General features: G+C 59.3%; 27 protein-coding genes and 1 pseudogene. 16 read left to right on the top strand and 12 right to left on the bottom strand.

Going from position 1 to position 26105, the window contains the following annotated elements; all coding sequences use genetic code 11:
• Positions 1–49: 49 nt before the first annotated feature.
• The 3 genes from CXF97_RS27455 to CXF97_RS27445 all read left to right on the top strand — a co-directional run bounded on the left by CXF97_RS27455 (position 50) and on the right by CXF97_RS27445 (position 2470).
• Positions 50–583, top strand: coding sequence for a cysteine hydrolase family protein (locus tag CXF97_RS27455; protein ID WP_101162617.1), 534 nt, complete (start codon positions 50–52; stop codon positions 581–583).
• Positions 498–1700 carry a hypothetical protein gene (locus CXF97_RS27450; protein WP_313002929.1) on the top strand — a complete coding sequence of 401 codons (1203 nt, stop codon included), beginning with the start codon at positions 498–500 and terminating at the stop codon, positions 1698–1700. Before CXF97_RS27455 ends, CXF97_RS27450 begins: the two co-directional genes overlap by 86 nt.
• Before the next feature lie 134 nt (positions 1701–1834).
• Entirely contained in the window at positions 1835–2470 is a 636-nt protein-coding gene (locus CXF97_RS27445) for a hypothetical protein (protein WP_101162615.1), read from the top strand.
• Positions 2471–2509: 39 nt separating this feature from the next.
• Here the strand turns inward: CXF97_RS27445 and CXF97_RS27440 are convergent, their stop codons facing one another.
• Positions 2510–3055 (bottom strand): hypothetical protein, encoded by a 546-nt coding sequence (locus CXF97_RS27440; RefSeq protein ID WP_101162614.1) that lies wholly within the window; start codon positions 3053–3055, stop codon positions 2510–2512.
• Positions 3056–3256: 201 nt separating this feature from the next.
• Here CXF97_RS27440 and CXF97_RS27435 point away from each other — a divergent pair, with 201 nt between their 5' ends.
• The gene (locus CXF97_RS27435; protein WP_101162613.1) at positions 3257–4702 is read left to right on the top strand and encodes a SulP family inorganic anion transporter; all 1446 of its coding nucleotides are present in this window, start codon (positions 3257–3259) and stop codon (positions 4700–4702) included.
• On the opposite strand, the gene CXF97_RS27430 is transcribed toward CXF97_RS27435, so the two are convergent.
• Together CXF97_RS27430 and CXF97_RS27425 are read right to left on the bottom strand one after the other, a co-directional pair.
• Complete coding sequence (locus CXF97_RS27430) at positions 4670–6901, bottom strand: ATP-binding protein (protein WP_101162612.1); 2232 nt, start codon at positions 6899–6901, stop codon at positions 4670–4672. The genes CXF97_RS27435 and CXF97_RS27430 overlap by 33 nt on opposite strands.
• 187 nt (positions 6902–7088) lie before the next feature.
• A complete protein-coding gene (locus CXF97_RS27425) occupies positions 7089–7607 on the bottom strand; it encodes a carboxymuconolactone decarboxylase family protein (protein WP_101162611.1) in 519 nt (172 codons plus the stop codon).
• Positions 7608–7738: 131 nt separating this feature from the next.
• Here CXF97_RS27425 and CXF97_RS27420 point away from each other — a divergent pair, with 131 nt between their 5' ends.
• Entirely contained in the window at positions 7739–8554 is an 816-nt protein-coding gene (locus tag CXF97_RS27420) for an AraC family transcriptional regulator (protein ID WP_101162610.1), read from the top strand.
• Between the two features lie 3 nt (positions 8555–8557).
• Here the strand turns inward: CXF97_RS27420 and CXF97_RS27415 are convergent, their stop codons facing one another.
• Positions 8558–9451: a DMT family transporter gene (locus CXF97_RS27415; RefSeq protein WP_101162609.1), complete on the bottom strand. Its 894-nt coding sequence runs from the start codon at positions 9449–9451 to the stop codon at positions 8558–8560.
• 88 nt (positions 9452–9539) lie between these two features.
• On the opposite strand from CXF97_RS27415, the gene CXF97_RS27410 reads away from it, so the two are divergent.
• Positions 9540–10871 (top strand): PLP-dependent aminotransferase family protein, encoded by a 1332-nt coding sequence (locus CXF97_RS27410; protein ID WP_101162608.1) that lies wholly within the window; start codon positions 9540–9542, stop codon positions 10869–10871.
• 40 nt (positions 10872–10911) lie between these two features.
• Positions 10912–11286, top strand: a complete 375-nt coding sequence (locus CXF97_RS27405; protein WP_101162607.1) for a c-type cytochrome — start codon at positions 10912–10914, stop codon at positions 11284–11286.
• Between the two features lie 442 nt (positions 11287–11728).
• On the opposite strand, the gene CXF97_RS27400 is transcribed toward CXF97_RS27405, so the two are convergent.
• Positions 11729–13384: a diguanylate cyclase gene (locus CXF97_RS27400; protein WP_101162606.1), complete on the bottom strand. Its 1656-nt coding sequence runs from the start codon at positions 13382–13384 to the stop codon at positions 11729–11731.
• Positions 13385–13559: 175 nt separating this feature from the next.
• Here CXF97_RS27400 and CXF97_RS27395 point away from each other — a divergent pair, with 175 nt between their 5' ends.
• On the top strand, positions 13560–13895 hold the full coding sequence (locus tag CXF97_RS27395) for a hypothetical protein (RefSeq protein WP_101162605.1): 336 nt from the start codon (positions 13560–13562) through the stop codon (positions 13893–13895).
• 75 nt (positions 13896–13970) lie between these two features.
• Here CXF97_RS27395 and CXF97_RS27390 read toward each other — a convergent pair whose 3' ends face one another.
• Together CXF97_RS27390 and CXF97_RS27385 are read right to left on the bottom strand one after the other, a co-directional pair.
• Positions 13971–14411, bottom strand: a complete 441-nt coding sequence (locus tag CXF97_RS27390) for a phage infection protein (RefSeq protein WP_101162604.1) — start codon at positions 14409–14411, stop codon at positions 13971–13973.
• Positions 14412–14535: 124 nt separating this feature from the next.
• Positions 14536–15105 carry a chorismate mutase gene (locus tag CXF97_RS27385; RefSeq protein WP_101162603.1) on the bottom strand — a complete coding sequence of 190 codons (570 nt, stop codon included), beginning with the start codon at positions 15103–15105 and terminating at the stop codon, positions 14536–14538.
• Between the two features lie 198 nt (positions 15106–15303).
• On the opposite strand from CXF97_RS27385, the gene CXF97_RS27380 reads away from it, so the two are divergent.
• The 3 genes from CXF97_RS27380 to CXF97_RS27370 all read left to right on the top strand — a co-directional run bounded on the left by CXF97_RS27380 (position 15304) and on the right by CXF97_RS27370 (position 18069).
• A complete protein-coding gene (locus tag CXF97_RS27380; protein ID WP_101162602.1) occupies positions 15304–16662 on the top strand; it encodes an MATE family efflux transporter in 1359 nt (452 codons plus the stop codon).
• A gap of 74 nt (positions 16663–16736) precedes the next feature.
• Complete coding sequence (locus tag CXF97_RS27375; RefSeq protein WP_101162601.1) at positions 16737–17294, top strand: YceI family protein; 558 nt, start codon at positions 16737–16739, stop codon at positions 17292–17294.
• Between the two features lie 88 nt (positions 17295–17382).
• Positions 17383–18069, top strand: coding sequence for a GNAT family N-acetyltransferase (locus tag CXF97_RS27370; RefSeq protein WP_101162600.1), 687 nt, complete (start codon positions 17383–17385; stop codon positions 18067–18069).
• Positions 18070–18109: 40 nt separating this feature from the next.
• Here the strand turns inward: CXF97_RS27370 and CXF97_RS27365 are convergent.
• Positions 18110–19332 (bottom strand): IS3 family transposase gene (locus CXF97_RS27365; RefSeq protein ID WP_101162599.1). Its coding sequence is split into 2 segments (ribosomal slippage): positions 18110–18981 and positions 18981–19332, totalling 1224 coding nucleotides; the frame shifts between segments, so codons are not numbered across the junction.
• Between the two features lie 114 nt (positions 19333–19446).
• On the bottom strand, positions 19447–19887 hold the full coding sequence (locus CXF97_RS27360) for a hotdog fold domain-containing protein (protein WP_042609257.1): 441 nt from the start codon (positions 19885–19887) through the stop codon (positions 19447–19449).
• A gap of 156 nt (positions 19888–20043) precedes the next feature.
• On the opposite strand from CXF97_RS27360, the gene CXF97_RS27355 reads away from it, so the two are divergent.
• Entirely contained in the window at positions 20044–20664 is a 621-nt protein-coding gene (locus CXF97_RS27355; protein ID WP_101162598.1) for a TetR/AcrR family transcriptional regulator, read from the top strand.
• 1 nt (position 20665) lies between these two features.
• Here CXF97_RS27355 and CXF97_RS27350 read toward each other — a convergent pair whose 3' ends face one another.
• Entirely contained in the window at positions 20666–21628 is a 963-nt protein-coding gene (locus tag CXF97_RS27350; protein ID WP_101162597.1) for a class I SAM-dependent methyltransferase, read from the bottom strand.
• Positions 21629–21825: 197 nt separating this feature from the next.
• Here CXF97_RS27350 and CXF97_RS27345 point away from each other — a divergent pair, with 197 nt between their 5' ends.
• The 4 genes and pseudogenes from CXF97_RS27345 (at position 21826) to CXF97_RS27330 (ending at position 23724) form a co-directional block, all read left to right on the top strand.
• Complete coding sequence (locus CXF97_RS27345; protein ID WP_101162596.1) at positions 21826–22239, top strand: response regulator; 414 nt, start codon at positions 21826–21828, stop codon at positions 22237–22239.
• A gap of 56 nt (positions 22240–22295) precedes the next feature.
• Positions 22296–22964 (top strand): HAD-IA family hydrolase, encoded by a 669-nt coding sequence (locus CXF97_RS27340; protein ID WP_101162595.1) that lies wholly within the window; start codon positions 22296–22298, stop codon positions 22962–22964.
• Positions 22965–23175: 211 nt separating this feature from the next.
• Positions 23176–23292, top strand: a pseudogene (locus CXF97_RS28290) (oxidoreductase); the annotation flags it as partial.
• A 21-nt stretch (positions 23293–23313) separates the two neighbouring features.
• Positions 23314–23724, top strand: coding sequence for an SRPBCC family protein (locus tag CXF97_RS27330; protein WP_101162594.1), 411 nt, complete (start codon positions 23314–23316; stop codon positions 23722–23724).
• A gap of 65 nt (positions 23725–23789) precedes the next feature.
• On the opposite strand, the gene CXF97_RS27325 is transcribed toward CXF97_RS27330, so the two are convergent.
• Both CXF97_RS27325 and CXF97_RS27320 read right to left on the bottom strand, forming a co-directional pair.
• Positions 23790–25184, bottom strand: coding sequence for a HAMP domain-containing sensor histidine kinase (locus CXF97_RS27325; RefSeq protein WP_101162593.1), 1395 nt, complete (start codon positions 25182–25184; stop codon positions 23790–23792).
• Positions 25162–25845 carry a response regulator transcription factor gene (locus CXF97_RS27320; protein ID WP_039762250.1) on the bottom strand — a complete coding sequence of 228 codons (684 nt, stop codon included), beginning with the start codon at positions 25843–25845 and terminating at the stop codon, positions 25162–25164. Before CXF97_RS27320 ends, CXF97_RS27325 begins: the two co-directional genes overlap by 23 nt.
• Between the last annotated feature and the right edge of the window lie 260 nt (positions 25846–26105).

Here is a 26105-nt window from a genome sequence, read left to right as displayed (position 1 = left end):
CGGGCTCAAGCCCGCCCGATTCTCAAGGATTGATCAAGGAAGGCTCGACATGACCACCGCGTTACTGATCATCGACGTCCAGCAAGCACTGTGTGCTGGTGAATATGAATGCTTTGAAATCGCCCGCGTGATCGCCACGATCAATGATCTGAGCCAGCGCGCCCGCGATGCCGGCGTTCCGGTGGTGCTGATTCAACACGAAGAGCAGGACGGTCCATTCGTGCGCGGCGCTGACGGTTGGCAATTGGCCAAAGGTCTGCTGACTTCGACGACAGACTTGCGGGTAAATAAAACCACCGGGAATTCTTTCTACCAGACCGATCTCGGCAAGCTGCTGCCCAGCGAAGATTTTGAGCGGCTGATCATCTGCGGTCTGCAAACCGACTATTGCGTCAATGCCACCGTGCGCAGCGCGCATGAGCTGGGCTACGACGTCATTGTTGCAGAAGATGCACATTCGACAGTCGATAACGGCACCATGAGCGCCGAAGACATCATTGCCCAACACAACAAGGATTTCGCGGCGCTCACTGGCTCCGTGGCGCGAGTCGACGTCAAACCCGCTGCCGACATCACCTTCTGATACGCGCCGACAAGGATTGGGGTCGGCCCAAATCCAGGAACACCTGAGATTTGGGCCGAGCGTACTGGCATACTTGCCGCCGTCTCAAGAATGGAATCTCCCGATGTTCGCCGTTTCCCTGCGTCACGCCGTGGCGCTGACATCTCTCGTATTCGCATGTTCTGCCCACGCCACCAGTTTCGATTGCAGCAGCGCCGCCAGCAAAACCGAAAAAGCCATCTGCGCGGATCCCTATCTCTCCAGGCTGGACGATAAACTCGCCGACCAATGGCGGATCACGCTGGGCAATGTTGCCGATCCCCAAATCCTCAAAACCGATCAACGCCAGTGGCTGAAAAACCGCAACGCCTGCGGCGGCCTGAGTGCGTGTCTGCGTCGCGAATACCTGATGCGCGTCACCGAACTCGAACATGCGGTCAAGCCGTTCAGTTGGGACGCTACCTGGCAACTGATCCCGCCCGGCACCTCGACCTCGGCGACGCTCGTCACCCAACGTCGAGATGCCACGCATATCGACATCGATATTTCAGCAGGCGAGGGCGCCAATTCCGGGGACCTGACCGGCGTTGCCATACTCAAGGATGGAACAGCCGTTTACGCCAGGGACGCCTGCACACTCACCTTCACGCCAATCAATGGCGTACTGAACGTCACGCAAACCGGTGCCGATTTCGATTGCGGCGGTGGCATGGGCGTGTATTACGCCGGCCGGTATGTCGCCTCCGTACAACCGCTGCAGCTGAACTACGATCTGCTCAGCCTGGGCCTGGCCCGCACCCCCGCAGAAGATCAGGCACTGCGTTCGCTGCTCAAAACCGACTACCAAAAACTGGTCGAGACGTCCGGCTCCTTGCAGGTCGGCGAGGCCTCAAAAGATGTGCCTGATGCTCAGGTTTCAGAAATGTGGATGCGCGGCCTCGGTGGTATCGGCATCCTGATGAGTACGGCCGACGCGCAAGTCTGGTTGATCTTCAAAAGCTACGATGACCGGGGCAAGGAACATCTTCGTTACTACACCAATGCGAAGCAGTGGAAGCGGCAGCTCCCTGACGTTCTGCAAGCCTGGTACGAGCGCTTCAAAAGCAATCAAACGCTGGAACTGGAATTCATGCCCTGACCAGACTGGAATCTTCGCACTCACTATTTTTCCCGTTCAGTCTTTCCATTATCCATTGCTGTCTCTAGAATTCGCCCGCTTCTGCGATGGAGGCGTATTGCCATCATCTGGTATTTCTTTAAGGGACGGACATCATGCAATTCGGGAAAATACTGGCGCTGGGGCTGGTTCTTGCGCTGGGTGGTTGTGCCAGCTTCACCAAAGACGAAGTGGCGCCGGTAACCCTGCCGTCGATGGCCAACTACGCCAACAAGCCAAACGTCTATGTCGATTTCGACTTCTACCAGGGCGAGCCAAAAAGTGCGTCCGCTGTAGAAGTGCCGCAAGCGCGCGACCAACTGAAACCACAGCTGCAGAAAATTCTTACCGACTCCGGCCTGTTTGGTCGGGTCACGCTGGATGAATTCCAGAAACAGCCGGGCGACTACAGCCTGCGCCTGAAAATGTACAACCATCCGCCGAATGCCGGTTCCATGGTGCTGGCCTTCATCAGTGGTTTCAGCATGATGATCATCCCGGCCTATGGCAGCGATCAGTACACCCTGAGCCTGGAAGCGCTGGATGGGCAGGGTCAGGCTGTAACGACGGCGAGCAACCACGACGCCATCGGTACGTGGATCGGCATCTGGTTCATTCCGCTGATGGCCAACACGCCGAAAGACGCCGTGAACGACACCTTCACCCGTCAGGTCAATGCGCTGCTCAAACAAATGGTTGATAACAACAACCTGAAGTACTCGGCGCTGGACGCCGGTATTCCCCGGGCGTGAAACAAAAAGAGCCGCAATCGCGGCTCTTTTTTTTGTGAGTTATTTCAGCGCCTGAATGAATTTCGGGTCGCTGTACAGTTCTTTGAGCAGATCACGCAGCATCGGGTTGTAGGCATTGACCGCGTTCGGGATCGCAATGAAACCGAAGAAGCTGCTGCTCCACTGGCTGCTGACATCTTTGGTCGCGTCATACACCACATCACTGCCGTTGAGCAGAGTGAAGCGTGCAGCGAGCTGGCCGTCACCTGTGCCCATACCGGCGGACAGGTTGCTTTTCACCACGAGAACCTTCAATTGGCGCTCAGCCTGGGGGTCGAGCAGACCGGCCTTGCGCAGTTCTTCAGTGATGGCGTCCTGAATGTGCGCCGGGATGCTGCCGGACGGCGAGCGGACCGGGTTGGCGCGAACCACCAGCGAGCCTTCGCCTGATTCGGCGGTGACCTGCGGATGGCCGATAGCGTGCAGCGGCGGGGTCTGCTTGAGCTTCTGAACATTTTCATAGCTCGGCTCGTAGCGAGTCATGGTCATGCCACAACCTTGCAGCAGCAGCGCCAGCATCGGGATCAACAGCAGAGACTTCTTCACGGCAATACCTTGCACAGAACATAAAGGGGCGCGAATTATGGGCAGAGTGCCATCATTGAGCAACTGGGTTTTCCATTTCTGGCGCGAGCCAATCCACGTCAGCGTTTCACTGGCCCGAGGCCAAACAATTCCGTAACATTCGCCTCCCTCTTTTTTCGCGAAAACAGCGGCCATGCTCGATGCCGCTCAATCAGGTAAGCCATGAAACCAATTCGTCTGCGCGCCGATGTCCTCGCCGGACTCACCACCTCGTTCGCCCTGTTGCCCGAATGCATTGCCTTCGCCTTGGTCGCGCATCTCAATCCGCTGATGGGCCTGTACGGCGCTTTCATTATTTGCACGCTGACGGCGTTGTTTGGCGGTCGACCGGGCATGGTCTCCGGCGCGGCGGGTTCGATGGCGGTGGTAATCGTCGCGCTGGTGGTGCAACACGGCGTGCAATATTTGCTGGCGACGGTGCTGCTCGGCGGTCTGATCATGATGGCGTTCGGGCTGTTGCGCCTGGGCAAACTGGTGCGCATGGTGCCGCATCCGGTGATGCTCGGTTTCGTCAACGGCCTGGCGATCATCATTGCTCTGGCGCAACTGGAGCATTTCAAAAGCGGCGAAGACTGGCTCAGCGGTACGCCGTTGTACCTGATGACCGGGCTGGTGCTGCTGACCATGGGCATCGTTTACCTCCTGCCGCGCCTGACCAAAGCGGTGCCGCCGGCACTGGTAGCGATCCTTGGCGTCGGCCTGCTGGTTTACCTGTTCGGCCTGCCGACCCGCACCCTCGGTGACATGGCGCACATCGCTGGCGGTTTGCCGACTTTCGCTGTGCCGGACATTTCGTGGAGTTTCGAAACGCTGCGCATCATCGCCCCGTACGCGATCCTGATGGCGATGGTCGGTCTGCTCGAAACCTTGCTGACGCTGAACCTGACCGACGAGATCACCGAAACCCGTGGTTACCCGGACCGTGAGTGCGTGGCGCTTGGCGCGGCGAATATGGTGTCCGGTGCGTTCGGCGGCATGGGCGGTTGCGCGATGATCGGTCAGACGGTGATCAACCTCAGCTCCGGCGGACGCGGGCGGTTGTCCGGCGTGGTTGCCGGTGTGCTGATTCTGTTGTTCATTCTGTTTCTGTCACCGCTGATCGAGCGTATTCCGCTCGCCGCGCTGGTGGGGGTGATGTTCGTGGTGTCGCAGCAGACCTTTGCCTGGGCTTCATTGCGGGTGATCAACAAGGTGCCGCTGCACGACGTCCTGGTAATCATCGCCGTGACCACCATCACCGTGTTCACCGATCTGGCCACGGCGGTGCTGTGCGGGATCATCATCGCCGCGCTCAATTTCGCCTGGCAGCAAGCGCGCGAGTTGTACGCCGATGAACATCTGGAGGCCGATGGCAGCAAACTCTATCGCCTGCACGGCACACTGTTTTTCGCCTCGACCACGCCGTTTCTCAACCAGTTCGACCCGGCCAACGACCCGGCCAGGGTCATTCTCGACTGCCGGCATCTGAGCTTTGTCGATTATTCGGCAATTGCCGCGTTGAAAACCCTGCGTGAACGCTACGCCAAGGCTGGCAAGCATTTACAGGTGTTTCATCTGTCGGAACGCTGCAAGAAATTACTCAAGCGCGCTGGCGTTGATCACGACTGACGCCGCTGGCGTGGCGTCCTTGAGCCAGGTCTTGCCGAGAATGCGTGAGACCTGTTCGGCGGAGTAGGGTTTGGCGAGAAACTCAAACCCTTCGTAACCGCTACGCGCCAGTTCTTCGCTGTAGCCGGAGGTCAGAATCACCGGCAGATCGGGACGGCGCTGGCGCAGCTCTTTGGCCAAAACGACACCGGTAATGCCCGGCATGACCACGTCGGAAAACACCGCATCGAACGCCATGGCATCGCTGCCCGCCAGTTGCAGGGCTTCTTCGGCATTGGTCGCCCATGCGGTTTCGTAGCCCAGATCCTGGAGGATCTGATTGGCGAAACGGCCGACGTCCAAATTGTCCTCGACCACCAGCACCCGGCGCTTTTCGCACGCCGGCTGCACCTCGCCATCGTCCTCTGTCTCGTCCGCTTCTGCCTCGCCCGCCGGTACCTGCGGCAAGTACAAGGTGAACTCGGTGCCTTGGCCGAGCACGCTGGAAACATCGACATTGCCGCCCGATTGCTTGGCGAAGCCGAATACCTGCGACAGCCCCAGGCCCGTACCCTTGCCGACCGCTTTGGTGGTAAAGAACGGTTCGAAAATGTGTTCGAGGGTGTGTGCGTCGATGCCAGCGCCGGTGTCGGCCAAGGCAATCGACACAAAGTGACTGCTGGAACCGGCGTGGCCGCGAATCGACGGCAGTGGTTTGTGGCACTCCAGGCGCAATTTCAATTCGCCCTGACCATTCATGGCATCGCGAGCGTTCAGCGCGATGTTGATCAACGCGGTTTCAAACTGGCTGAGGTCGACACGGATGTAGCAAGGATGATCCGGCCGCTCGACGCACACATGAATCTGCGCGCCAGTGACTGACTCGAGCATCTCGCCGATGTTGGCCAGACGTTCTCCGGCATCGACCACTTGCGGATTGAGCGGTTGGCGACGAGCGAAGGCGAGCAACTGGCTGGTCAGTTTGGAGGCACGCTCGACCGTGTCGGAAACCGCACGCATGTAGCGCTCACGCCGCTCCTGCGACAGGTTGGGCTGACGCAGAAAATCCACCGACGAGCGAATGATCGTCAGCAGATTGTTGAAGTCATGGGCGACGCCGCCGGTCAACTGCCCGATGGCTTCGAGCTTTTGTGACTGGCGCAACGCCGATTCGGCTTGAGCCAGACGCAGGCTGCGTTCCTCGACTCGTTGCTCCAGCGTGGCATTGAGTTCCGCCAGCGCGAGCAATCCTTCGCGCACGTTGGCGTCGGCCCGCACCCGCTCGATGTGCGCCCAGCAACGTTCGGTGACTTCACTCAGCAGGGCCTGTTCGAAGCTCGACCAGATGCGCGGCTCTTTGTCATGGATGGCCATTAATGCGGTAAGGCGGCCTTGTTTGATCAGCGGCACACAAATGGTGGCGGTGATGCCGATGGCCTGGAACGTGGCGGATTCTTCAGGTGGTAGTTCGCTGCGATTGTCGTGGATAACCAGCGGCTCACCGGCGCGCAGCAGACGCACAGCCTTCTCACCGAAATCGCGCAACTGATAATGGCCGACGATGCTTTGCGAACCCGGCGCTGCATAGTCGCCGCGAATGGTAAAACCATCTTCATCGGCGTCCATGTCGGCGTAGGCGCAGTTGGACAGACGCAGTTGCTCAACCATCAGCCGCGTGCTCGCTGCCAGGATTGCCTGCGCATCGGTGGCATTGGTGACTGCGTTGCCAATCGCATCGAGGACGGCCAGTCGCCGGTTCAGGTAAACCGTCTGGGTCGTCTCGGTGACAGTGTCGATCATGCCGACGACTTGGCCTCGAGAATCACGAACAGGGCTATAGCAAAAGGTAAAGAACGCCTGTTCCGGGCCATTGCCGCGCTCGATCTGCAAGGCGAAGTTTTCGATGTAAGTGGCTTGGCCCGCGTACGCCGCATCGGCAATCGGACTGATTTCGTGCCACGCCTCTTGCCATATATCGCTGAACGGACGCCCCAGGGCGTGCGGCTTGTCGCCGAGAATCGGCACGAAGGCGTCGTTATAAAGGGTGATCAACTGCGGGCCCCAGACGATCGCCTGAGGGAAATGAGACGCGAGGCTGAGCGAGACGGTGGTCTTGAGTACATCGGGCCAGTCTTGCAACGGGCCGAGGGGCGAATTCGCCCAGTCGTGACGGCGGATCTGCCCGGCCATCTCGCCGTTGTCTTGCAACCAGTCTGTCATGAGGTTCGTGTTTTTCCGGGCGTCTGTCTGAGACAGAGACCTTCGCGCAGGGTGTTTGGTTTCAGCACACCAGGCACTTGTTTGCGCAGCAGATTCTCTGGACGGCCATCATGGCAGCAAAACCGATGGCTGGCGCAAAAGCCTGCTCTTGCGCCAGCGGATTTATCACGGTTTTTTGAACCACTGCTCAGGCATCGATTGCCGGGAAGTCGATATCGGTGAGTGCGGTGTTGTTCAGGTAGTTGGTCAGCGTCTGTAAGGCCACCAAGGCAATCACTTCGATGATCTTGCGGTCATCGATACCGGCGCCATGGGCAGCAGCGAGTTGTTCGTCGCTCAAGTGCCCGCGGGTTTCGGTCAATTGACGGGCCAGGGCGGCGTAGGCATTCAGTTCGCCGTGACGTGCCGCAACGATGTCCTGTGCCGAAAGCCCGGCCTTGTCGGCAAATACAGTGTGTGCGGACAGGCAGTAGTCGCAACCGTTGACCTGCGAAGTGGCGAGGTAAATCGCTTCTTTTTCCTTTGCGTTCAGTGAGGTCTTGCCGAGGATGGCCGAAGCTTGCAGATAAGTGTCGAGTGCCACCGGTGCCTGGGCGAGGGTGGTGAAGACGTTGGGCAGGAAACCGATTTTTTTCTTCACGCCTTCCAGTGCAGGACGGGTGACATCGGTGGCGGTGTCGAGGCTGATTGCAGGGATGCGGCTCATGATGATTCTCCTCAGTTGCGCTGCGAAGTGCAGCGGCGATGGAGAGATCTTAAAGACGGCCCATGGCGTATTGGCGGCAAATCGTCGAGGATATGCGGCAGATCGTCCAGATATGCTTTTGGGAGTCAGCCATGGATCGCCTTTCCACACTACTCGGTCATTTCGGCGTGAACGCCGGCACTTTTCATAGCGGCGCGTTTTGCGGCGTCAGTGTTCACCAGGGCGAGCCGGTTGGGCATGTGCATGTTCTGCAGGCCGGGGCGTTGCTGCTCATACCGAGCAACGAGCGGGAGATCCGTCTGGAAGAGCCGTCGCTGATTTTCTTTCCCCGCCCGTTCACCCACCGCATGTTTGCCGACGAGGCCATGGCCAGCCGGGTGGTGTGCGCCTCGCTGACCTTCGATGGCGGTTCGGGCAATGCCCTGGCAGCCTCCTTGCCCGACTATCTGGTATTGAAACTCACCGACATACCGCAATTGCGCAGCACTCTTGACTGGTTGTTCAACGAGGCGTTTGAAGGGCATTGCGGGCGAGTGGCGGTGATGGATCGCCTGTTCGAATTGCTGGTAATCCTGCTGCTGCGCCATCTCATCGGCAGTCGCGATCAGCAGCCGGGCATGATGGCCGGGCTGGCTGACCCGCGCTTGTCCAAGGCTTTGAACCTGATCCATGAGCAACCGCACAAGCCGTGGAGCGTCGCCGACCTGGCTGCGGCCGCGAACCAGTCCCGCGCCGGTTTTGCCGAGCAGTTTCGTCGCGTAGTCGGGCAGACGCCGGCCGATTATCTGTTGAGCTGGCGGGTCAGCCTGGCCCAGAAACGTCTGCGCGAAGGCCGGCCGATTGCGCTGATTGCCGAGGAGGTCGGATACGAAAGTCCTTCGGCGCTGGCCCGGGCCTTTCGGCGCAAGACCGGGTTCAGTCCTCGGCAATGGAAAGCCGAACACTGAGTCCTATTTGGCAAATTTCTTTGCCCCAGCCACACACAAAATCACTCCTAGCGTCACGCCCAGCATGCTGACGCTGACTTGCTCGCGCAACAACGTCGCCGCCAGTGCCAGACCGAAAAACGGTTGCAGCAGTTGCAACTGCCCGACCGCGGCGATCCCGCCCTGGGCGAGGCCGCGGTACCAGAACACGAAGCCGATCAGCATGCTGAAAAGCGACACGTAACCCAGGCACATCCACGCCGACAGGCTGATGTTGGCGAACGAGGCGGGCGCCAGCCACAGACTCAAGAGCACCATCAACGGAAAGGACAACACCAAAGCCCAGCAGATCACTTGCCAGCCGCCGAGGCTGCGCGACAGCTTCGCACCTTCGGCGTAACCGAGGCCGCAGGCCAGAATCGCCGCTAGCATCAGCAAGTCCCCCGTCGGTGAAGCGCTCAGCCCCTGGGACAAAGCGAAGCCCACCACCAGCGCGCTGCCCAGAATCGAAAAAATCCAGAACACCGGCCGTGGTCGTTCACCGCCGCGCAATACGCCAAATATTGCTGTGGCCAACGGCAGCAATCCTACAAACACGATCGAATGCGCCGACGTCACGTGCTGCAATGCCAATGCGGTTAATAGCGGAAAACCTACGACTACGCCCAACGACACAATCAACAACGACAGCCACTGCTCGCGAGCCGGTCGCCGCTGTTTGAACAGCAGCAAGAGCCCCACGGCCAACCCTCCGGCAATCGCAGCTCGCGCCACGGTCAGAAATGCCGGCTCGAACTCCAGCACCGCCAACCGTGTGGCCGGCAGCGAGCCGCTGAAAATCAGCACGCCGATGAAACCGTTGATCCAGCCACTGGTTTTTTCCAGAGCCGGGTTGGCCGCAGTCGATGTTGTGTGCATGTCGGTGGCGCTCAAAAGTGGCTTGTATTGCTGCGATGCTAGAGCCGAGAATCAGCACAATCAAAAAATTGTCATGGATACAGCCGGCATGCCCCGTTCTCGTTACAAGACATTGGTTGACCGATATGCGGCGGACATTCGCTGCGGCCGTCTGGCGCCGGGCATGCGATTGCCAACGCATCGGCAACTGGCCGCGCAGGAAGGACTGGCGCTGGCCACCGCATCACGGGTGTACGCCGAGCTCGAGGCGATGGGCCTGGTCAGCGGCGAAGCCGGGCGCGGCACCTTCGTCCGTGAAACATCGTTGGCGCCGGGGCAGGGCATCGATCAGAAAGACGTGGCGGTCGGCATGATCGACCTGAATTTCAACTATCCAGCGTTGCCCGGTCAGGCCGAATTGTTGCGCGTGGCGTTGCGCCAACTGGCGTTGTCCGGTGATCTGGAAGCGCTGCTGCGTTATCAGCCCCACGGAGGACGTGCCCACGAACGTGCTTCGGTCGCGCGGCATTTATCGGCACGCGGCGTGACGGTCGAAACGGGCCAGGTGCTGTTCGTCAATGGCGCTCAGCAAGGTTTGGCGGTGACCCTGATGGCCCTGCTCAAACCCGGCGACGTGATCGCCGCCGATGCGCTGACCTATTCCGGTTTCAAGGTGCTGGCCGAAGCGCTGCGCCTGGAAGTGCTGGCGATACCGATGACGGAACATGGCCCGGATTTGCCGGCACTCGACAAGCTCTGTCGCCAGCGTGCGGTACGCGCCGTGTACAGCATGCCGACACTGCACAATCCGCTGGGCTGGGTCATGCCACTGGAACAGCGCGAGCGATTGGTCGCGATTGCCCGCAGGTATGATCTGACGCTCATTGAAGATGCCGCCTACGCGTTTCTGGTTGAGAACCCGCCGCGAACCTTGATCGATCTGGCACCGGAACGGACGTTTTACGTCTCGGGTCTGTCGAAAAGTATCGCCACTGGTTTGCGGGTCGGCTTCATCGCGGCGCCTCTCGCTCAGGTGCCTGCACTGGAGCGGGTCATTCGCGCGACAACGTGGAACACGCCCGGGGTCATGACCGCGATTGCGTGCGGCTGGCTCGATGACGGCACCGTCACGGTGCTCGAACAGCAAAAACGTGAGGATGCCATGGCGCGACAGGCCCTGGCGGCCGAGGTGCTGAAAGGGCTGCGCCGCATTGCTCATCCGGCCTCGTATTTTCTGTGGCTGCCGTTGCCAGAAGACGTGCGCGCCGATCAGATCGTGGTCGAGTTGATGCAGCAGCAGATTTCCGTGACTACCGCCGAGCCGTTTTCGCTGTCGACCAACACGCCCCATGCGATTCGTCTGGCGCTCGGCTCGGTGGACATGCAGGTGCTGCGTCAGGCGTTGACCACCGTCAGAACGATCGTCGGCGCTTATCTGTAAACTGCGCCTACGCCATGAAAAGCCAGGTTTGGACTGTTCAATGAAATTCATCACAACACTGCTTCTCGCCTTGATCTGCAGCGCCAGCGCCCAGGCTGAGGGCGACCCTGCAGCCGGGGCGAAAATCTTTCCGCGTCTGTGCGGCGGTTGCCATCAGGTCGGTGACTCGGCCCGCCCGGGTTTTGGCCCGCAGCTCAACGGCATCATTGGTCGGGCTGCGGGGACTTCGGCCAATTATGTTTATTCCGATGCGATGAAAAATTCCGGGATTACCTGGGATCGGGCAACGTTGAAGGCTTATCTGGAGGATCCGAAAGGGGTGGTGCCGGGGACGCGAATGATCTTTTGGGGGCTGAGTGATGAGGAGAAGTTGAATAATTTGTTGGCTTATCTGCAGAAGTTCAGTGCTGAATAACTACGGGAACGCGCTGTTCCAGGGTGTTTGGGTAGTTTTGACCGGGTACATATCCATTGCTGCGGTAACGGCTGCTTAGGGTTTCGCCCTCACGGCGACTCACTTTTTTTACAAGCGCCCGGAATGCCGGCCCAGTAAAAAAATAAGCAAAAAACGCTTGCTTCTGCGTTCGGCCCTCGCAGGCTCGGGCTCCTTCGCTGCGGGATCGATCCGCTCAGCCTTCCGAAGTCGCCCGTGGATCAAGATCAAGAGCAGGCGAGCTGACACTCGACCTCATGGTTGACGCGATCTCTGTAGGAGCTGCCGAAGGCTGCGATCTTTTGCTCTCGCTCTTGTAGGAGTGAGCCTGCTCGCGATACAGGTTGACTCAATCCCTGTGGGAGCAGGCCTGCCAGCGATGGCGGCCGGCGAGCCGACCTGCCTCTGGCTGATATACGAAGTATCAGTGGGCATGAAACGCCACCTGATTGCGCCCCGCAGCCTTCGCCTGATACAGCTGCTGATCGGCGCGTTTGATCAGGGCTGTGTGGTTGTTGTCTGCCGGATCTGCCAGCGCCAGGCCAACGCTCACCGTGACTTTTCCTGCGCCGGGAAAGTCCGCTTCGGCCACCGCCGCGCGGATCTTCTCGGCGACGACCTCCGGGGTGTCGGGTTGTGCCACTTCCGGCAGCAGCACGGCGAACTCTTCACCACCGTAACGCGCGACGAAATCGGTACTGCGCACGCTGTTCTGAATCAACGTCGCCAGTTGCTGCAGGACCTCATCACCCACCGCGTGGCCGTGGCTGTCATTGATGCGTTTGAAGTGGTCGGCATCGATCAGCAGCAGGGCATATGGGCGCCCGGTGCGTCGGGAGAGCAGCGAATACTCAGTGATTTTTTCGTCAAAGCGACGGCGGTTGTAAACCCCGGTCAAGCCGTCGTGTGTCGCCAGACTCAGCAGCTCGGCGTTGGCCTGGGTGAGTGCGGCGGTGCGTTGCGCCACGGTGTCTTCCAGGGAAGCATTGGCCTCCTGCAGTTCGCGTTCCTTGCCGAGCAGTGATTGCGTCATCGCATCGATGGACTGGCCGAGCTGAGCGATTTCCAGCACCGGATGCTGGAGCTGGAATTGCGCGCCGGCCTGATTGTTTTGCACTTGTTTGGCCGAGCGCGCGAGTTGTTCGATCGGGCGGCTCAGATACAGCGCCAGGTAATAAGCCACCAGCCCGAAAACGATGGCGGCGAATACGCCGAGTATCAGCAATTCGTATTGCAGCGTCCGCGCCGGTTGCAGGGCGGTCTCCAGTGGTTGACGAATAGCGATCGACCACGACAGCGCCGTACCCGATGGCGTCGGCACGGTGACCATGCTGGTCAGGAAACCGTTGGCCGCCGTCCAGCCCGGCAATACCGAATCGTTCATTGCCAGCTGCTGACCCATCAGCGCTTCGGGGTAGAGCACCTTGCCATCGTGGTCGACGATCAGCGCCTGTATATCCGGCGCCGAGTGTTTATGGGAAAACGCTGCGGATTCGACGATGCGGGTCACCCAGCTCCAGTGCGCATGTGCGCCCAGCACGCCGATCACTTGTCCTTCGGCGTTGTGAATCGGCGCGGCAAAGTCGATGAAGCGCAGCGGCTCACCATTGGGCAGGCCCGGCAACAACTTCGCCAGTAACACAGCTTCGTGCGGATCGCCTGTGTATTGCCGGCGCAAGCCGATCTGGAACCATGGGCGTTTTTGCACGGATTGCCCGACCAGCAAATCGTTGACCGCCTGACGGACGTTGCCTTCGGCATCGGTGACGCCCATCCACGCATATTCGGCGCGCGCCTGTGTTCGCAGTTGCATCGACTTGAGAATGTTCGGGTTATCCAGATCGCCACGCTCCAGATGCGGCGCGCGACTGAGCAGGTAGACCTCCAGTTGCCGCTCGCGCAATTGTTCGCCCAATAACGTCGCCGCCGCGCGCGCGGTATTCAGCAAGGCATTGCCGCTGGCCTGCTTCATTTGTTCGGTAGCGATGTGACCGACGTAAAAGCCCACACTCAATAATGTCAGCAGGGACAAACCGCCGAACCACAGGGTGAGATGGCTACGCAGACTGGCTTTGAACATGGGGGCGGGTGTCTGTCTTTATTGAAGTGGCGCCATGGTATGCGACATCGCCGACAGCCGGCCAGCGAACGGGTTCATGGAAACACAAAGAACATTGATGCTAATGCGCCATCATTTGCTAAGATGCGCGCCGCCCGCGAGACGGATCCCGGGCGTTCCCCCATGGAGTTTTACTGTGAAATACCTCAGCAAAGTAGTCGCTGCCGCACTGTTCGGTGTGGTCCTGGCAGGTTGCACCGGCGCCCCGATGAAAACCGCACATTACGACAGCAACCAGTACACCGTGGTTGGCCATAGCGAAGCCTCGGCTACCGGCCTGCTGTTGTTTGGCGTTATCCCGATCCGCCAGAACAGCCGCTTCGTGCGCGCACAAGACGCGGCCATCAAAGCCAAGGGCGGCGATGCGATGATCAACACGCAAGTTCAGGAAAACTGGTTCTGGGCCTGGGTGCTGACCGGCTATACCACCACAATCTCCGGCGATGTGGTCAAGCTGAAAACCGCGCAGTAAGCGCCGTTTGAATGCAAAAAAGCCCGGCTGATCAGGCCGGGCTTTTTCATGGGTGTTGCGGTAACGCGAATTGATTCAAGCCACGCGGCGTTCGATCAGACGATCCGAGCCACCTTCAGCCACACGGCGTTCGATCAGACGATCCGAGCCACCTTCAGCCACACGGCGTTCGATCAGACGATCCGAGCCGCCTTCAGCCACGCGGCGTTCGATCAGACGATCCGAGCCGCCCTCAGCCACACGGCGTTCGATCAGACGATCCGAGCCGCCTTCAGCCACGCGGCGTTCGATCAGACGATCCGAGCCGCCTTCAGCCACGCGGCGTTCGATCAGACGATCCGAACCACCTTCCGCCACGCGGCGTTCGATCAGACGATCCGAACCACCTTCAGCCACGCGGCGTTCGATCAGCTTGTCCGAGCCGCCTTCTGCGACCAGGGTATGAACAGGGGCTGCTGCAAAAGCGTTAGCTGCGAGAACCGAGAAAGCGATGCCGAAGAGGGTTTGGCGTTTCATGATCGTGTGCTCCAGAAGGTTGTTTGTTTGTCTGGAGCCGATGTTACGCCGCGCAGCTTTTATGAGAACTTCATTGAGGTGATGATGAACATCGACGCCGATGATGTCTGCCAGCACCCCCTGTTCAGAGCGGTTTGGCCCGGATGCACAACTCGCCGCTGGCACGAATGAGTGCCAGATCATGTAGCGCATCGGCGGCCAGTCCGCTGCGGACATTGGCCAGCCAGGACGGGCAATTCGGGTCTCGCCGATAGGGCGCGAATTCGGCGTATTGCTGTAACAGATGCTTTTGCAGCTCATCCAGGCGCGGGCGGATCTGCCTGCCGAGGTCCGGACGCGGTGTCTCCGGTGCCGCACCTGCCGCTTGCCATTGTGCGAGCAGACCGTATTGCACCAGTTTGTTCGCCTCCATTTGCGCGGCGATCAGCTGTTCGACGTCATGCGGGTCGAGTTTGTTTTCGGCGGCCAGGGTTCGGGCATTGGCGATGACCTGCGCCTCACGCGGGCTGTCCTGGATCGGCTTGCCGCTGTCCCATTTGGTCAGCGCAACCGCATCACCAATGTTCAGACGTTCATTCAAAGTGGCCAATAGCTGTTTCAATGAAGAAGGCGCCGCAGTGGTTGCGCCTGCCTGGGCGCTGGCGGCGAGCAAGACGAGGAGTGAGCCAAACAGAAAATTTGCAACGTTACGCATGGACCGAGCCTCAATAGTACGTGTCGAGAGAAACGCTGATTTACCACAGCCGCACGTTGATACAAAGCCAAGCGTGCCACTTACACAAATGCAAAACTGAGGATCAGCACCAACTGGAAATGTTGATTGCACGCTGCACGCAACTCACCGAAGCTATCGTCAACCAGGCCTCCCGCCGTCGAGATGGACCTCCATTCAATGCAAAGCGCCACCTTCGCCAAACCCCTCTGGCAAACCTATCTACTGTTTCTCGCGCCGATGGTGGTGTCCAATTTCCTGCAGTCGATGTCCGGCACGGTCAACAGCATCTACATCGGCCAGATGCTCGGCACTCAGGCGCTGGCGGCAGTGTCCGGCATGTTTCCCGTCGTGTTTTTTTTCATCGCCCTGGTCATCGGCCTCGGTGCCGGCGCGGGCGTGTTGATCGGGCAGGCGTGGGGGGCACGCGAAACGCACAGAGTGAAAGCGATTGCCGGGGCGACGTTGCTGCTGGGGGTGTTGATCGGTCTGGTCGCGGCGGTGCTGGGCACCGTGTTTGCACGACAGGCACTGACGGGGCTGGGCACGCCGATCGATGTGCTTGACGATGCGGTGGATTATGCCCACGTCATGTTATGGATCCTGCCGTCGCTGCTGGTATTCGTGCTGTTCACCCAGTTGCTGCGCGGGGTCAGCGATACGCTGTCGCCCTTGCTCGCGCTGATCGTCTCTACCGCCGTAGGGCTGGCGCTGACGCCGGCGTTGATTCGCGGCTGGCTCGGTTTGCCGTCACTTGGCATTCAGAGCGCGGCTTATGCCGGGCTGGCCGGTAATCTGGCAGCGATGGCATGGTTGGCGTGGCGGCTGATCCGCAAGAGCCATCCACTTGCGCCCGATCGAGAATTCTTCGCTGCGTTGCGACTGGACCGGGTGATCCTCGGCAAGGTGTTGCGCATCGGCCTGCCGACCGGGGTGCAGATGATCGTACTGTCATTGTCGGAGCTGGTGATTCTGGCGCTGGTCAACCAGCACGGCTCGCAAGCGACGGCGGCGTATGGCGCGGTGACCCAGATCGTCAATTATGTGCAGTTTCCGGCACTGTCGATTGCGATCACCGCATCGATTCTCGGCGCACAGGCGATCGGCGCCGGACATCTGCAACGCATGGGTCCGATTCTGCGCACAGGGTTGCTGATCAACGTGTGTCTGACCGGTGGCCTGATTGTGCTGGGTTATCTGCTGTCGCACTGGTTGCTGGGCCTGTTCCTGACCGAAGACTCGACCCGGGCGATGGCCGAGCATCTGCTGCACATCATGCTCTGGAGCCTGCTGGTGTTCGGCTTCCAGGCCATTATCGGGGGGATCATGCGCGCCAGCGGCACGGTGTTGGTGCCGGTGGTCATTTCGATTATCTGCGTGGTCGGCGTGCAATTGCCGGCGGCGTATTGGCTAAACGGACAGTTCGGTTTGCAGGGCGTTTGGATGGCGTTCCCGGTCGCTTACCTGGGAATGCTGGCCCTGCAGACTCTGTATTACAAACTGGTCTGGAAACATCAGAAAATCGAGCGGTTGATATAGGCCCTGGCATAACGGCAGGTTGTTTGCTTAAGTCACCCAAGGCCCTTGACGGCGCGCGCCACCCGGAGAACTCCATGTCGATGCGATTGCTGCTGGTTGCCGCGTTTCATCTGTTCGCCACGACCGTCGCTCAAGCCGCTGAATACACTCGCGTGAACACCAGCGCCAGCCAGATCAGCTTCACCTACAACCAGATGGGCTCGCGAATGTATGGGACGTTCGGCAAGTTCGAGGCGACGCTGGACTTCGATACCGACAACCTTGCCAACGCCCGCACCACGTTGCATATCGATCTAAGCAGCATCGATGCCGGCAGTGAAGACGCCAATTCCGAGCTGGTGAAGCCGGCCTGGTTCGACACCGAGACATTCCCCCTCGCGGTATTCGAGTCCAGCCGCTTCACTCAGGTGGCCGAACACCGTTACCAGATCGCCGGTCATCTCACGCTCAAGGGCATCACTCGCGAGGTCGAGGTTGCGGTGCAGTTGAAACCGGACGACGCCGTCGGCATTTTCGACGGCGAACTGGTGCTCAACCGCGACGAGTTCGGCCTCGGGGCAGGGGAGTGGGCGGACAGCGTGGTGTCGCGAGACATCAACATCAAATTTCGGGTGGTCGCGCCGCAACAGTGACAGTTCAGTTGATCCTTGCAAGGTATGATGTCGCGGTTCGTCGACGGCTCTGATCATCGGCAACGTTTTTTATCGCCGGAGTTCGCCCATGCCACGCATCACCCATTACACCTCCCCATGTCCTGAAAGCGTCAACAGCCAGATCCTGCAAATGGTCGTCGACTACCTGACTGACATCAGCGCGGTAGGCCTCGGTCCGAGCAATCTGCTGTACAACGTCTATCAGTACGCAGTCGGTTACGAGGTGCATCTGTATCTTGAGGCGTTGAACGGCCAGAAGGGTACCGAAGTGGAATTGCTGGTAGCCACTGACGATGGGGATCCGGAGCAGGTCATCGGATTTCTCATCTGTCTGCCGGTGCAGGGCGATTGGGAGGCGTGCAGCGTCGCCTACATGGCGGTGCGCGAAGGCTATCGGCGTCAGGGTGTGGCGAGGGCGCTGCTCGCGGACATGGTCGGGCGCTATCCGCATGCGGAACTGGCCTGCAGCATCGGCAAGGTGCCGTACTTCGAGGCGCTGGGTTTTGAGGTGATCGGCCAGCGCGAGACTCAGGTGCTGATGAGCACGCGGCATTACCGCAGCAACGGCTTGCGCGGGTTTATCGACACGACGCCTATCTATCGCTCGCTGGAAGTGCAGCAGATTCACACCTATCTGCTGCAGAAGAATGGCAAGCGCGCGATGCTCGATGCAGAAAAACAACGCGACCGGCATCTTGACCAGACCAGTCGCCACGTAGAGGAATTTGTCCGTCAGCGCCTTACCCTGCATTGACCCTGTCTAGTCCTGAAATAGGTTTACACCTGTTTCAGTTTCAAAACGCCCGATGCACCGCATCGGGCGTTTTGTATTTCAGGGACAAATGAGGTCGCTTACGGTTATAGATTTCTATCGATTCCTCAACCATGCGCTTGGCTTGGGCAAGGTCTTTGGGGCGGTGTAGAAGAAATTCTGTTTTCAGAATCCCATTCACTCGTTCCGCCAGAGCATTCTGGTAGCAGTCGTAGCCATCAGTCATCGAACATCTGACCCCATGCTTGGCGTGCAGCTTTTGATAGAGATTAGAGCAGTATTGCGAGCCCCGATCGGAGTGATGTACCAGCGGCTGATTGGTTCTTCGGTGTCGAAGAGCATTCCTCATCGCACGGATGACGGACTCGGTATGCAGGCTTTCATGCACATGATGGCCGACTATTTTGCGCGAGAACGCATCAGTGACCAGACTTACGTAAGCGACACTTTGCTCGGTCGGCAAATAGGTTATATCCGCCACCCAGACCTGTTCCGGGCCGGTGGCAGTGACCTGGTCAGGGCCAGGCTTGAGCCGATTCGGATGTCGACGGAAGCGATGATGACTATCGGTAGTCTTGTGATAAGCGCGTTTGCGTGGAACCAGTTGCCGATGATCCCGCAAAATATCGAACAACCGATCTCGGCCTACCGTTTGCGTCAGTTCAGGTTCGGACTGCATAAGGCCGTGCAGCTTGCGGGTGCCCAGCCGGGGCATTTCAAGGCGTGTCTCCAGCACAAACCCCAGCACCTTTTGCGCGTGGCTAGCTTGCGCGTCGTAAGCTCGATTGCGCTTGTAATACGCCTGCCGTGAAATGCCCAAAAACTGGCAAGCCCTGGTAACACTCAGGCCTTCGATTTGCCCTTGGCTGAGGACTTGCCGGATCGCTTTTTTACGACAGAAACACCGTAATCGTTCTTCAGCACGTCAACGACAGCTTCAAAAAAATGGGCCTTCTGGTTGGCAAGGGCCAGCTTTTCTTCCAGCTCCTTGATTCGCTGCTCTGGTGTCAGCGGCAAATTTGGCTCGGCCATCGGTCGATTCCTCTGGGCGCGAATGGAGGCGCCTTGGCTCCAGTCCTGCCTTCCATGCTTGCGTAACCACACCAACACAGTCGACCGACCCTGGATCCCATAACGTCGTTGAGCCTCTTTATAACTCAGTTCGCCCTTTTCAACCTGATCGACGACCGCTAATTTAAAGCCCAGCGTGTAATCACGTTGACTGCGCCTTTTTCCTGATTCCATTGGTTCCTTCTGAGGATAGGTCAGAAGGTGTAAACCTTATTCAGGACGAGACACCCGTCCATAAAAAGCCCTTGCTGTGCACTGCGCAGCAAGGGCTTTTTTGTGCCTGCAATCTCAACCGAGCTTGACGTTCATGGTGATGCGCGCGGTGAAGACTTTCTTGCCCTCGGTATCGTGAATGTCGACATTGACGACCTTGTCGCCATCGCTTTGCCAATCCACACCTTCTGCGCTGGCCACGGCGGTGACGTCGGTTTTTGCCTTGGCCAGATATTCCACGGTCATGCCCTTTGGAATCCAGCGTGCGCCGGCGGGGATCGAGACGTCGGTCATCATTCCGCCGGCCAGTTCCGCCGCGTTGCACATGGCGATGGCATGCACTGTGCCGAGGTGATTGGTGATTTCCTTGCGAAACGGCACTTGCACGGTGGCGGCGTTCGGACGCAATTCGCTGATCAATGGATTTATGCTGCTGAAATACGGGGCGAACTGGCAGGCCATCTTGCTGAAAGCGTCCGGACCGACGCTGTTGAACATGCTCAGAGATTGACTCATGGGAAGCCTCAATGGAGTTTGCAGAATGATGTTCCGTTACAGAATTATGTTCTGTAACGGAACGGTATTCTGTTAGCGGCAAATCTGTCAACCTAGGCGCAATTTATCCACGGGCAAACTTCGCCTTGTTCAAACCCTTTTCGGACCCGAATCAGCATGGACACCACCGATCTACTGGAACGCAGCTACCCCGGCCGCCGCGCCGAGCTCAAGCGCGATATCTTTCGCAAGTCCTTGAACCTGTTCAACGAGCAGGGAATTGAGGCGACCACCATCGAAATGATTCGCGCCGAATGCGACACCAGCGTCGGCGCGATCTACCACCATTTCGGCAACAAGGAAGGATTGGTCGCGGCGCTTTTTTTCACCGCACTGGAGGATCAGGCGCATTTGCGTGATGCGTATCTGGACGCCGCCGGTACCACCGAAGAAGGCGTGCAGGCGCTGGTCTTCAGTTATGTCGACTGGGTCGAGCAACAGCCGCAGTGGGCGCGTTTCCAGTATCACGCCAGGTTCGCCGTGACCAAAGGCCCGTTCAAGGAAGAGCTGGCCGAACGCAACAAGACGCGCAATCTGCGTTTGCGCCAGTGGCTGGCCGAATCAGGGCGCGCCGCTGAGCTCAAGGATTTGCCTGCTGAACTGCTGCCATCGCTGATCATCGGTCAGGCCGACAGCTATTGCCGCGCCTGGCTGGCAGGGCGGGTGAAAGGCAGCCCGACCGGCTATCGCGAAGTCCTCGCGCAAGCGGCGTGGTGTTCGATTCGCGCTGAGGCGTGAGTTACTCGAAATCTGTCGGGCATCCGCTGGTGCGCTGGAAAACCAGGGCCTTCAGGCCACTCTCCTGATCGACGTCGGGAAACTCCGGCGGATTGTCCAGCCGATGATCGAAGCGCAGGCTTGGCGCTTCCTGTGTCACACCATCAATCAGAAAGTCCGAACCGAACGAGGGGTCGTTCATGCACGCCAGTACCGTGCCTTGCGCGGTCAGCAGTTCCGGCAAGCGGCGCAACACGCGTTGATAGTCCTTGGTCAGCAAAAAGCTGCCTTTTTGAAAAGATGGCGGGTCGATGATCACTAGATCGTACGGGCCGCTGCTGATCACCTTGCCCCAGGACTTGAAGAGGTCGTGGCCGAGGAAGCTGACCTTGCTCAGGTCGTGGCCGTTCAGACGATGGTTGTCGCGACCACGGCTCAAGGCCGCGCGGGACATGTCGAGATTGACCACGTGGCTGGCGCCGCCCTCGATCGCCGCTATGGAAAAGCCGCAGGTGTAGGCGAACAGGTTCAATACCCGTTTGCCCGCCGCTTGTTCGCGCACCCACTTGCGCCCGTAACGCATGTCGAGAAACAGCCCGGTGTTTTGCTTGCGACCCAGGTCGACGCGGTACTGCAAACCACCCTCGATGATGGTCATTTCCTCGATTTCCTCGCCGATCAGCCATTCTGCCGTGCTCTGCGCCAGGTAACGGTGCTGAATCAGCAAAGTGTGCGCACCCGACTGTTGCCATGCGATCGAGGCGGCGAGTTGTAGCAGCGAATCCTTCAGGCCTTGCAGATGCTCAGGCGCCGGCTCCTTGAACAGCGACACCAGCACCACGCCCTGCAACCAGTCCACGGTCAGTTGTTCCAGCCCTTGCCAGCAGCGTCCGCGGCCGTGAAACAAGCGGCGGGTTTCGTTGGGTGCCGCCGCGAGCGCGGGCAGCAAATGGGCGTGGAGGGTAGCGAGGGCTTCAGGGTTCATGGATCAGAATCGGCCGGGCAAAGGGCGCGCATTTTAACCACAAATGAGCATTCTGGATGGGGACTGTGGCCCGAAAAACAATGCCTTGGCGAAATCTGCTGTATCAAAAGTGAATTTCTGCAAGGCGCGCTGCTCATACCTGATAAGCAGCGGTTTCAAACCGCTATTCGAAAATGTAATTCGGGGGAGTGCTGTTCATGTGCCCTACACCTACGTCGAGCGCGCACCTTCCTGGCGGGTTGATTCTGGTTGTCGAGGACGATCCGTTGATTCTGGAGTTTCTTTGCGAAATTCTCCAGGGGGAAGGGTTCAAGGTCGAACCGCAAACCAGCGCTGACGCCGCATCGCAATACCTGGAGCAACACGCGGCAGACGTTGCGCTGTTGCTGACCGACATCACCATGCCCGGCATGCTCAACGGCGCCGACCTGGCCAATCTGGTCGGCGACCGCTGGCCGGAAAAACCGGTGATGGTCATGTCCGGCTATGAGACGCCTGAGACCTCCGGGGTCAAGCATTCGGTGGCGTTCATCAAAAAGCCGTGGGCGATCGGTCAGTTGCTCGACTGTGTGGAAAGTGCGTTCAAATCCAAGGCCCCGCAGCTGCACTGACAAGTGCTACATTGCCGGGCCAGGCTGCCCGGCCATCTGTCAGAGGATTTGCTCTCTTGTCTGCACAAGCATCGGTTTTTGATCGCGCGTTCGGCGCTTTTCTGTTCGACATGGACGGCACCGTCCTCAATTCCATCGCCGCCGCCGAGCGCATCTGGTCCGCGTGGGCGGTGCGCCATGGCGTTGATGTCGAGACGTTTTTGCCGACCATCCACGGCGCGCGGGCGATTGACACGATCACCCGGCTGAATCTGCCGGGCGTGGATGCCGAGCAACAAGCGGCGTTCATCACCGCTGCGGAAATCGAAGACGTTGAAGGCATTGTCGAGATCCCCGCTGCGGCAGCGTTTCTCAACGCACTGCCGAAAAATCGTTGGGCGCTGGTGACGTCGGCGCCTCGCGATCTGGCGCTGCGGCGGATGGCGGCGGCGGGGATTCCCGAGCCTGCGGTGATGATCACGGCTGAAGATGTAAAGGCTGGCAAGCCTGATCCGTCGGGTTATCTGCTAGCGGCGCGAAAGCTCGGTGTCGAGCCAGCAGACTGCCTGATTTTTGAAGATGCGGCTGTCGGCATTCAGGCTGCCGAAGCGGCGGGCGCAGCGCTGATGATCATCACCACAACGCATCAGCATCCGATCCAAACGGCTCACGCTACGCTGGCCAGTTACGATGCGATCAGCGTTGACGTCGACAACGATGGTTGGCTTCGCTTGAGAGAAATCTGATCTGCGGCAAAGATCGCTGATCGCTGTCACCGGTCGGCAGCTTATTCACTGACGCAACATCGCGACTACGCTGATCCATGCCTTGAAATCGTCGCCAGCGTCGAGCCTCTTAAAGGCATCGACCACCCGGCGATCCCTTGCCAACCGACGAGGTAAACGCATGAAGATCGATCTGAGTGGAAAACTGGCCATCGTCAGCGGCAGTACTGACGCGGATGTCGCGGAAGTGGTGCATCTGGTCACTTACATCGCTTCGCCGCTGTCCTCGGCCACCACTGGCGCCGCTTTGCGTGTCGATGGCGGTGTGGTCGACAGCCTGACTATCTGAATTTTCCGAAAGAGAGGTTTTATGCCTACAGCATCCGCAACTATCGACATCCCGGCCTCGGCCGATCAGGTCTGGCAATTGATCGGCGGCTTCAACACCCTGCCGGACTGGTTGCCATTGATCAGCAGCAGCGAGCTGAGCGAAGGCGGGCGGGTACGCAATCTGCAAACCGCTGACGGCGGCGTGGTGGTCGAACGTCTGCAGACCTTTGATAACGCCGCCAGAACCTATAGCTATTCGATTGAACAGGCACCGTTCCCGGCCAGCGATTACCTGGCGACGATCAAGGTTGAAGGCCAAGGGCAGGGCGCAAGGGTGACGTGGTCGGGACGCTTCAACGCGGTTGGTGTGAGCGATGAGGAAGTGGTGGCGTTTTTCAACGGACTCTACCAGGGCGGCCTTGATGCCCTGCGGGCCAACTACCCAACCTGAAACCTTACACGGCCCCTATGGGAGCGGGCTTGCTCGCGCTCCCACATTTGGTCGTATTTCAATGCTCAGGCCTGGCTGATCAGACTCGGCCGACAATCCAGCAGCAGTTTCGCTCCGCCCAGATCACTGCTGCCGACCTCAAGATTGAAGCCGTGCAGGCTGACAATTGCCGCAACGATCGACAGCCCCAAGCCAAAACCACTTTGCGGCTGGCCGCCCTCGGTGCGATAAAACCGCTGGAAAACTGCCTCTCGTTCAGCCTCGGGTATCCCCGGCCCTGAATCATGAACCTCGATCCGCGTGTGCCCACCTGCATTGACCCCGCGCAACATCACCGTGCCGCCGGGCGGGGTGAATTTGATCGAGTTGCTCAGCAGATTCGCCAGCGCTTCGAACAACAAAGCGCGGTCGCCATTGAGCGGCGGCAGCGTTTCCGGCATGTTCAGCTGGAAACGCAGATCGCCTTCCTCGGCCAGCGGCAGATAGAACTCGTGCAACTCTTCCAGCAACTGCGCCGGGTCGAGTTCGACGAAACCTGAGCGGCGCTGGCGATCTTCCAGTTCGGAAATCCGCAGCAAACCGCGAAAGCGTGCCATCAGCGTGTCTGCTTCAGCCAGCACCAAATCCAGTTGCGCCGCTTGCTGCGAACCTTCGCCGGCCTGTTGCTGCATGCGGTACAACTGCGCACGCAAGCGCGTCAGCGGTGTGCGCAGGTCATGGGCGATGTTGTCGCAGACGCCTTTGACCTCGTTCATCAAGCGCTCGATGCGCTCGAGCATGGCGTTGACGATGGCGGCGAGCATGTCCAGTTCATCGCGGCGATTGGACAGCGGCAAGCGGTGCGTCAGGTCACCGGCAACGATGGCCTGGGCGCTGTTCTGGATCGCGCGAATGCGCTGCAACGGTCGACGCCGCAGCAGATGCCAACCGGCGACCCCGGGAATGATCGTCAACGACACGCCCCAGAACAACGCGTGCAAAATGATCCGCGTCACCGCGAACAGCGAGCCGTTGTCACGCAGCAGCACCAGCCAGCGACCGTCGCGAGTCTGGGTGGCCACAGCATCGCAGCTGTCGTTCGGCAGGGTCGGGTCATCGGAATCGGCGCACTCGGCGAGCATATGGATCTTGCCATCCAGCGGCAGCCCTTCGGGAATTTGCTGGAGTGCACCGCCCAGATAAACGCCGTCAGCGCTGAACAGGCCGTAGGCATCGATGCCGCGAATGTCGAAGGTCATGCTGGCGGCGAGGGCGTCTTCGAGTTGCTCGCCGCGAAAGTGCGAAAACAGATGCTGACGTTGCATCAACGAATGTTTGGCCAGTTTGTCGAGGTAGCCGGATACCTCGTAATACATGACCCCCATGAGGATCGCGCTCCACGCCACGAACAGCGAGCTGTACAGCGCCAGCAAGCGGCTGCTGGAGGAGCGCCAGCCGTCAGACGGGTTCGGCAATGACATAGCCGGAGCCCCGTACCGTGCGGATCAGCGGAACGTTGCCGGCTGCGTCGATCTTCTTGCGCAGACGGCCGATGTGCACGTCGATCAGGTTGGTGCCCGGGTCGAAGTGATAACCCCAGACTTCTTCGAAAATCATCATCCGCGACAGGATCTGGCCGCTGTTGCGCATCAGGAACTCGAGCAGTTTGTATTCGGTCGGCAGCAGCGTCAGCACCTGCCCGGCGCGTCGGGCTTCGTGGCTGATCAGGTCCAGTTCGAGGTCGGCAACTTTTAGTGTGGTGGCCTGGGTGGCGACGCTGTTCTGTCGGCGCAGCAACACTTCGACCCGCGCGGCCATTTCATCGGTTGCGAACGGTTTGGTCAGGTAGTCATCGCCGCCAGCGCGCAAGCCGCGCACGCGCTCGTCGACATCGGAGAGGGCGCTGATCATCAGAATCGGCGTCGCCACGCCCATGGTGCGCAAGGTGGTGACGATGGCCAGGCCATCGAGTTCGGGCAACATGCGGTCGAGGGTGATCAGGTCGTAGTTGCCGCTGACGGCACGGTCCAGGCCCTCGCGGCCATTGTCGACCCAGTCGACGTCCAGCCCGTGGCTGCTGAGTTCGGCAACGATTTCCCGCGCGGTTACGGCGTCGTCTTCGATGGTCAAGATACGAGTCATAGACAGGCCTGCTGATCGGTTCAAATGCAATGGCAGCATTTTGCCAAGAAATTACCGTGACGCTTTAAATTAACTTTCATCTTCGTCGCTGCGGTAAATCAGAACTGATCGGATTTGACCCTCCGTCATCAATGCAGAAAACCCGCAGCGGCTAGCCGTTTATTGCAAATTGCACGGAGTGGCGAAGTTCAAATTTTATAACTTGTTGAAAAGAAACGATTTATCCAGACGTGGTAACTGGCACGGTCACTGCAATTCCT

This window comes from Pseudomonas sp. Choline-02u-1 (genome assembly GCF_002836515.1).
Lineage (GTDB): Bacteria > Pseudomonadota > Gammaproteobacteria > Pseudomonadales > Pseudomonadaceae > Aquipseudomonas.
Note: the sequence above shows the minus strand (reverse complement) of the source record. Positions and strands in the feature narration are given on the sequence as shown.

Excerpts from the sequence above, each read along its gene's own strand:
- CXF97_RS27455 (WP_101162617.1), top strand. The coding sequence starts at position 50 with ATGACCACCGCGTTACTGATCATCGACGTCCAGCAAGCACTGTGTGCT.
- CXF97_RS27445 (WP_101162615.1), top strand. The coding sequence starts at position 1,835 with ATGCAATTCGGGAAAATACTGGCGCTGGGGCTGGTTCTTGCGCTGGGT.
- CXF97_RS27435 (WP_101162613.1), top strand. The coding sequence starts at position 3,257 with ATGAAACCAATTCGTCTGCGCGCCGATGTCCTCGCCGGACTCACCACC.
- CXF97_RS27430 (WP_101162612.1), bottom strand. The coding sequence starts at position 6,901 with ATGACAGACTGGTTGCAAGACAACGGCGAGATGGCCGGGCAGATCCGC.
- CXF97_RS27425 (WP_101162611.1), bottom strand. The coding sequence starts at position 7,607 with ATGAGCCGCATCCCTGCAATCAGCCTCGACACCGCCACCGATGTCACC.
- CXF97_RS27420 (WP_101162610.1), top strand. The coding sequence starts at position 7,739 with ATGGATCGCCTTTCCACACTACTCGGTCATTTCGGCGTGAACGCCGGC.
- CXF97_RS27415 (WP_101162609.1), bottom strand. The coding sequence starts at position 9,451 with ATGCACACAACATCGACTGCGGCCAACCCGGCTCTGGAAAAAACCAGT.
- CXF97_RS27410 (WP_101162608.1), top strand. The coding sequence starts at position 9,540 with ATGCCCCGTTCTCGTTACAAGACATTGGTTGACCGATATGCGGCGGAC.
- CXF97_RS27405 (WP_101162607.1), top strand. The coding sequence starts at position 10,912 with ATGAAATTCATCACAACACTGCTTCTCGCCTTGATCTGCAGCGCCAGC.
- CXF97_RS27400 (WP_101162606.1), bottom strand. The coding sequence starts at position 13,384 with ATGTTCAAAGCCAGTCTGCGTAGCCATCTCACCCTGTGGTTCGGCGGT.
- CXF97_RS27390 (WP_101162604.1), bottom strand. The coding sequence starts at position 14,411 with ATGAAACGCCAAACCCTCTTCGGCATCGCTTTCTCGGTTCTCGCAGCT.
- CXF97_RS27385 (WP_101162603.1), bottom strand. The coding sequence starts at position 15,105 with ATGCGTAACGTTGCAAATTTTCTGTTTGGCTCACTCCTCGTCTTGCTC.
- CXF97_RS27380 (WP_101162602.1), top strand. The coding sequence starts at position 15,304 with ATGCAAAGCGCCACCTTCGCCAAACCCCTCTGGCAAACCTATCTACTG.
- CXF97_RS27375 (WP_101162601.1), top strand. The coding sequence starts at position 16,737 with ATGTCGATGCGATTGCTGCTGGTTGCCGCGTTTCATCTGTTCGCCACG.
- CXF97_RS27370 (WP_101162600.1), top strand. The coding sequence starts at position 17,383 with ATGCCACGCATCACCCATTACACCTCCCCATGTCCTGAAAGCGTCAAC.
- CXF97_RS27360 (WP_042609257.1), bottom strand. The coding sequence starts at position 19,887 with ATGAGTCAATCTCTGAGCATGTTCAACAGCGTCGGTCCGGACGCTTTC.
- CXF97_RS27355 (WP_101162598.1), top strand. The coding sequence starts at position 20,044 with ATGGACACCACCGATCTACTGGAACGCAGCTACCCCGGCCGCCGCGCC.
- CXF97_RS27350 (WP_101162597.1), bottom strand. The coding sequence starts at position 21,628 with ATGAACCCTGAAGCCCTCGCTACCCTCCACGCCCATTTGCTGCCCGCG.
- CXF97_RS27345 (WP_101162596.1), top strand. The coding sequence starts at position 21,826 with ATGTGCCCTACACCTACGTCGAGCGCGCACCTTCCTGGCGGGTTGATT.
- CXF97_RS27330 (WP_101162594.1), top strand. The coding sequence starts at position 23,314 with ATGCCTACAGCATCCGCAACTATCGACATCCCGGCCTCGGCCGATCAG.
- CXF97_RS27325 (WP_101162593.1), bottom strand. The coding sequence starts at position 25,184 with ATGTCATTGCCGAACCCGTCTGACGGCTGGCGCTCCTCCAGCAGCCGC.
- CXF97_RS27320 (WP_039762250.1), bottom strand. The coding sequence starts at position 25,845 with ATGACTCGTATCTTGACCATCGAAGACGACGCCGTAACCGCGCGGGAA.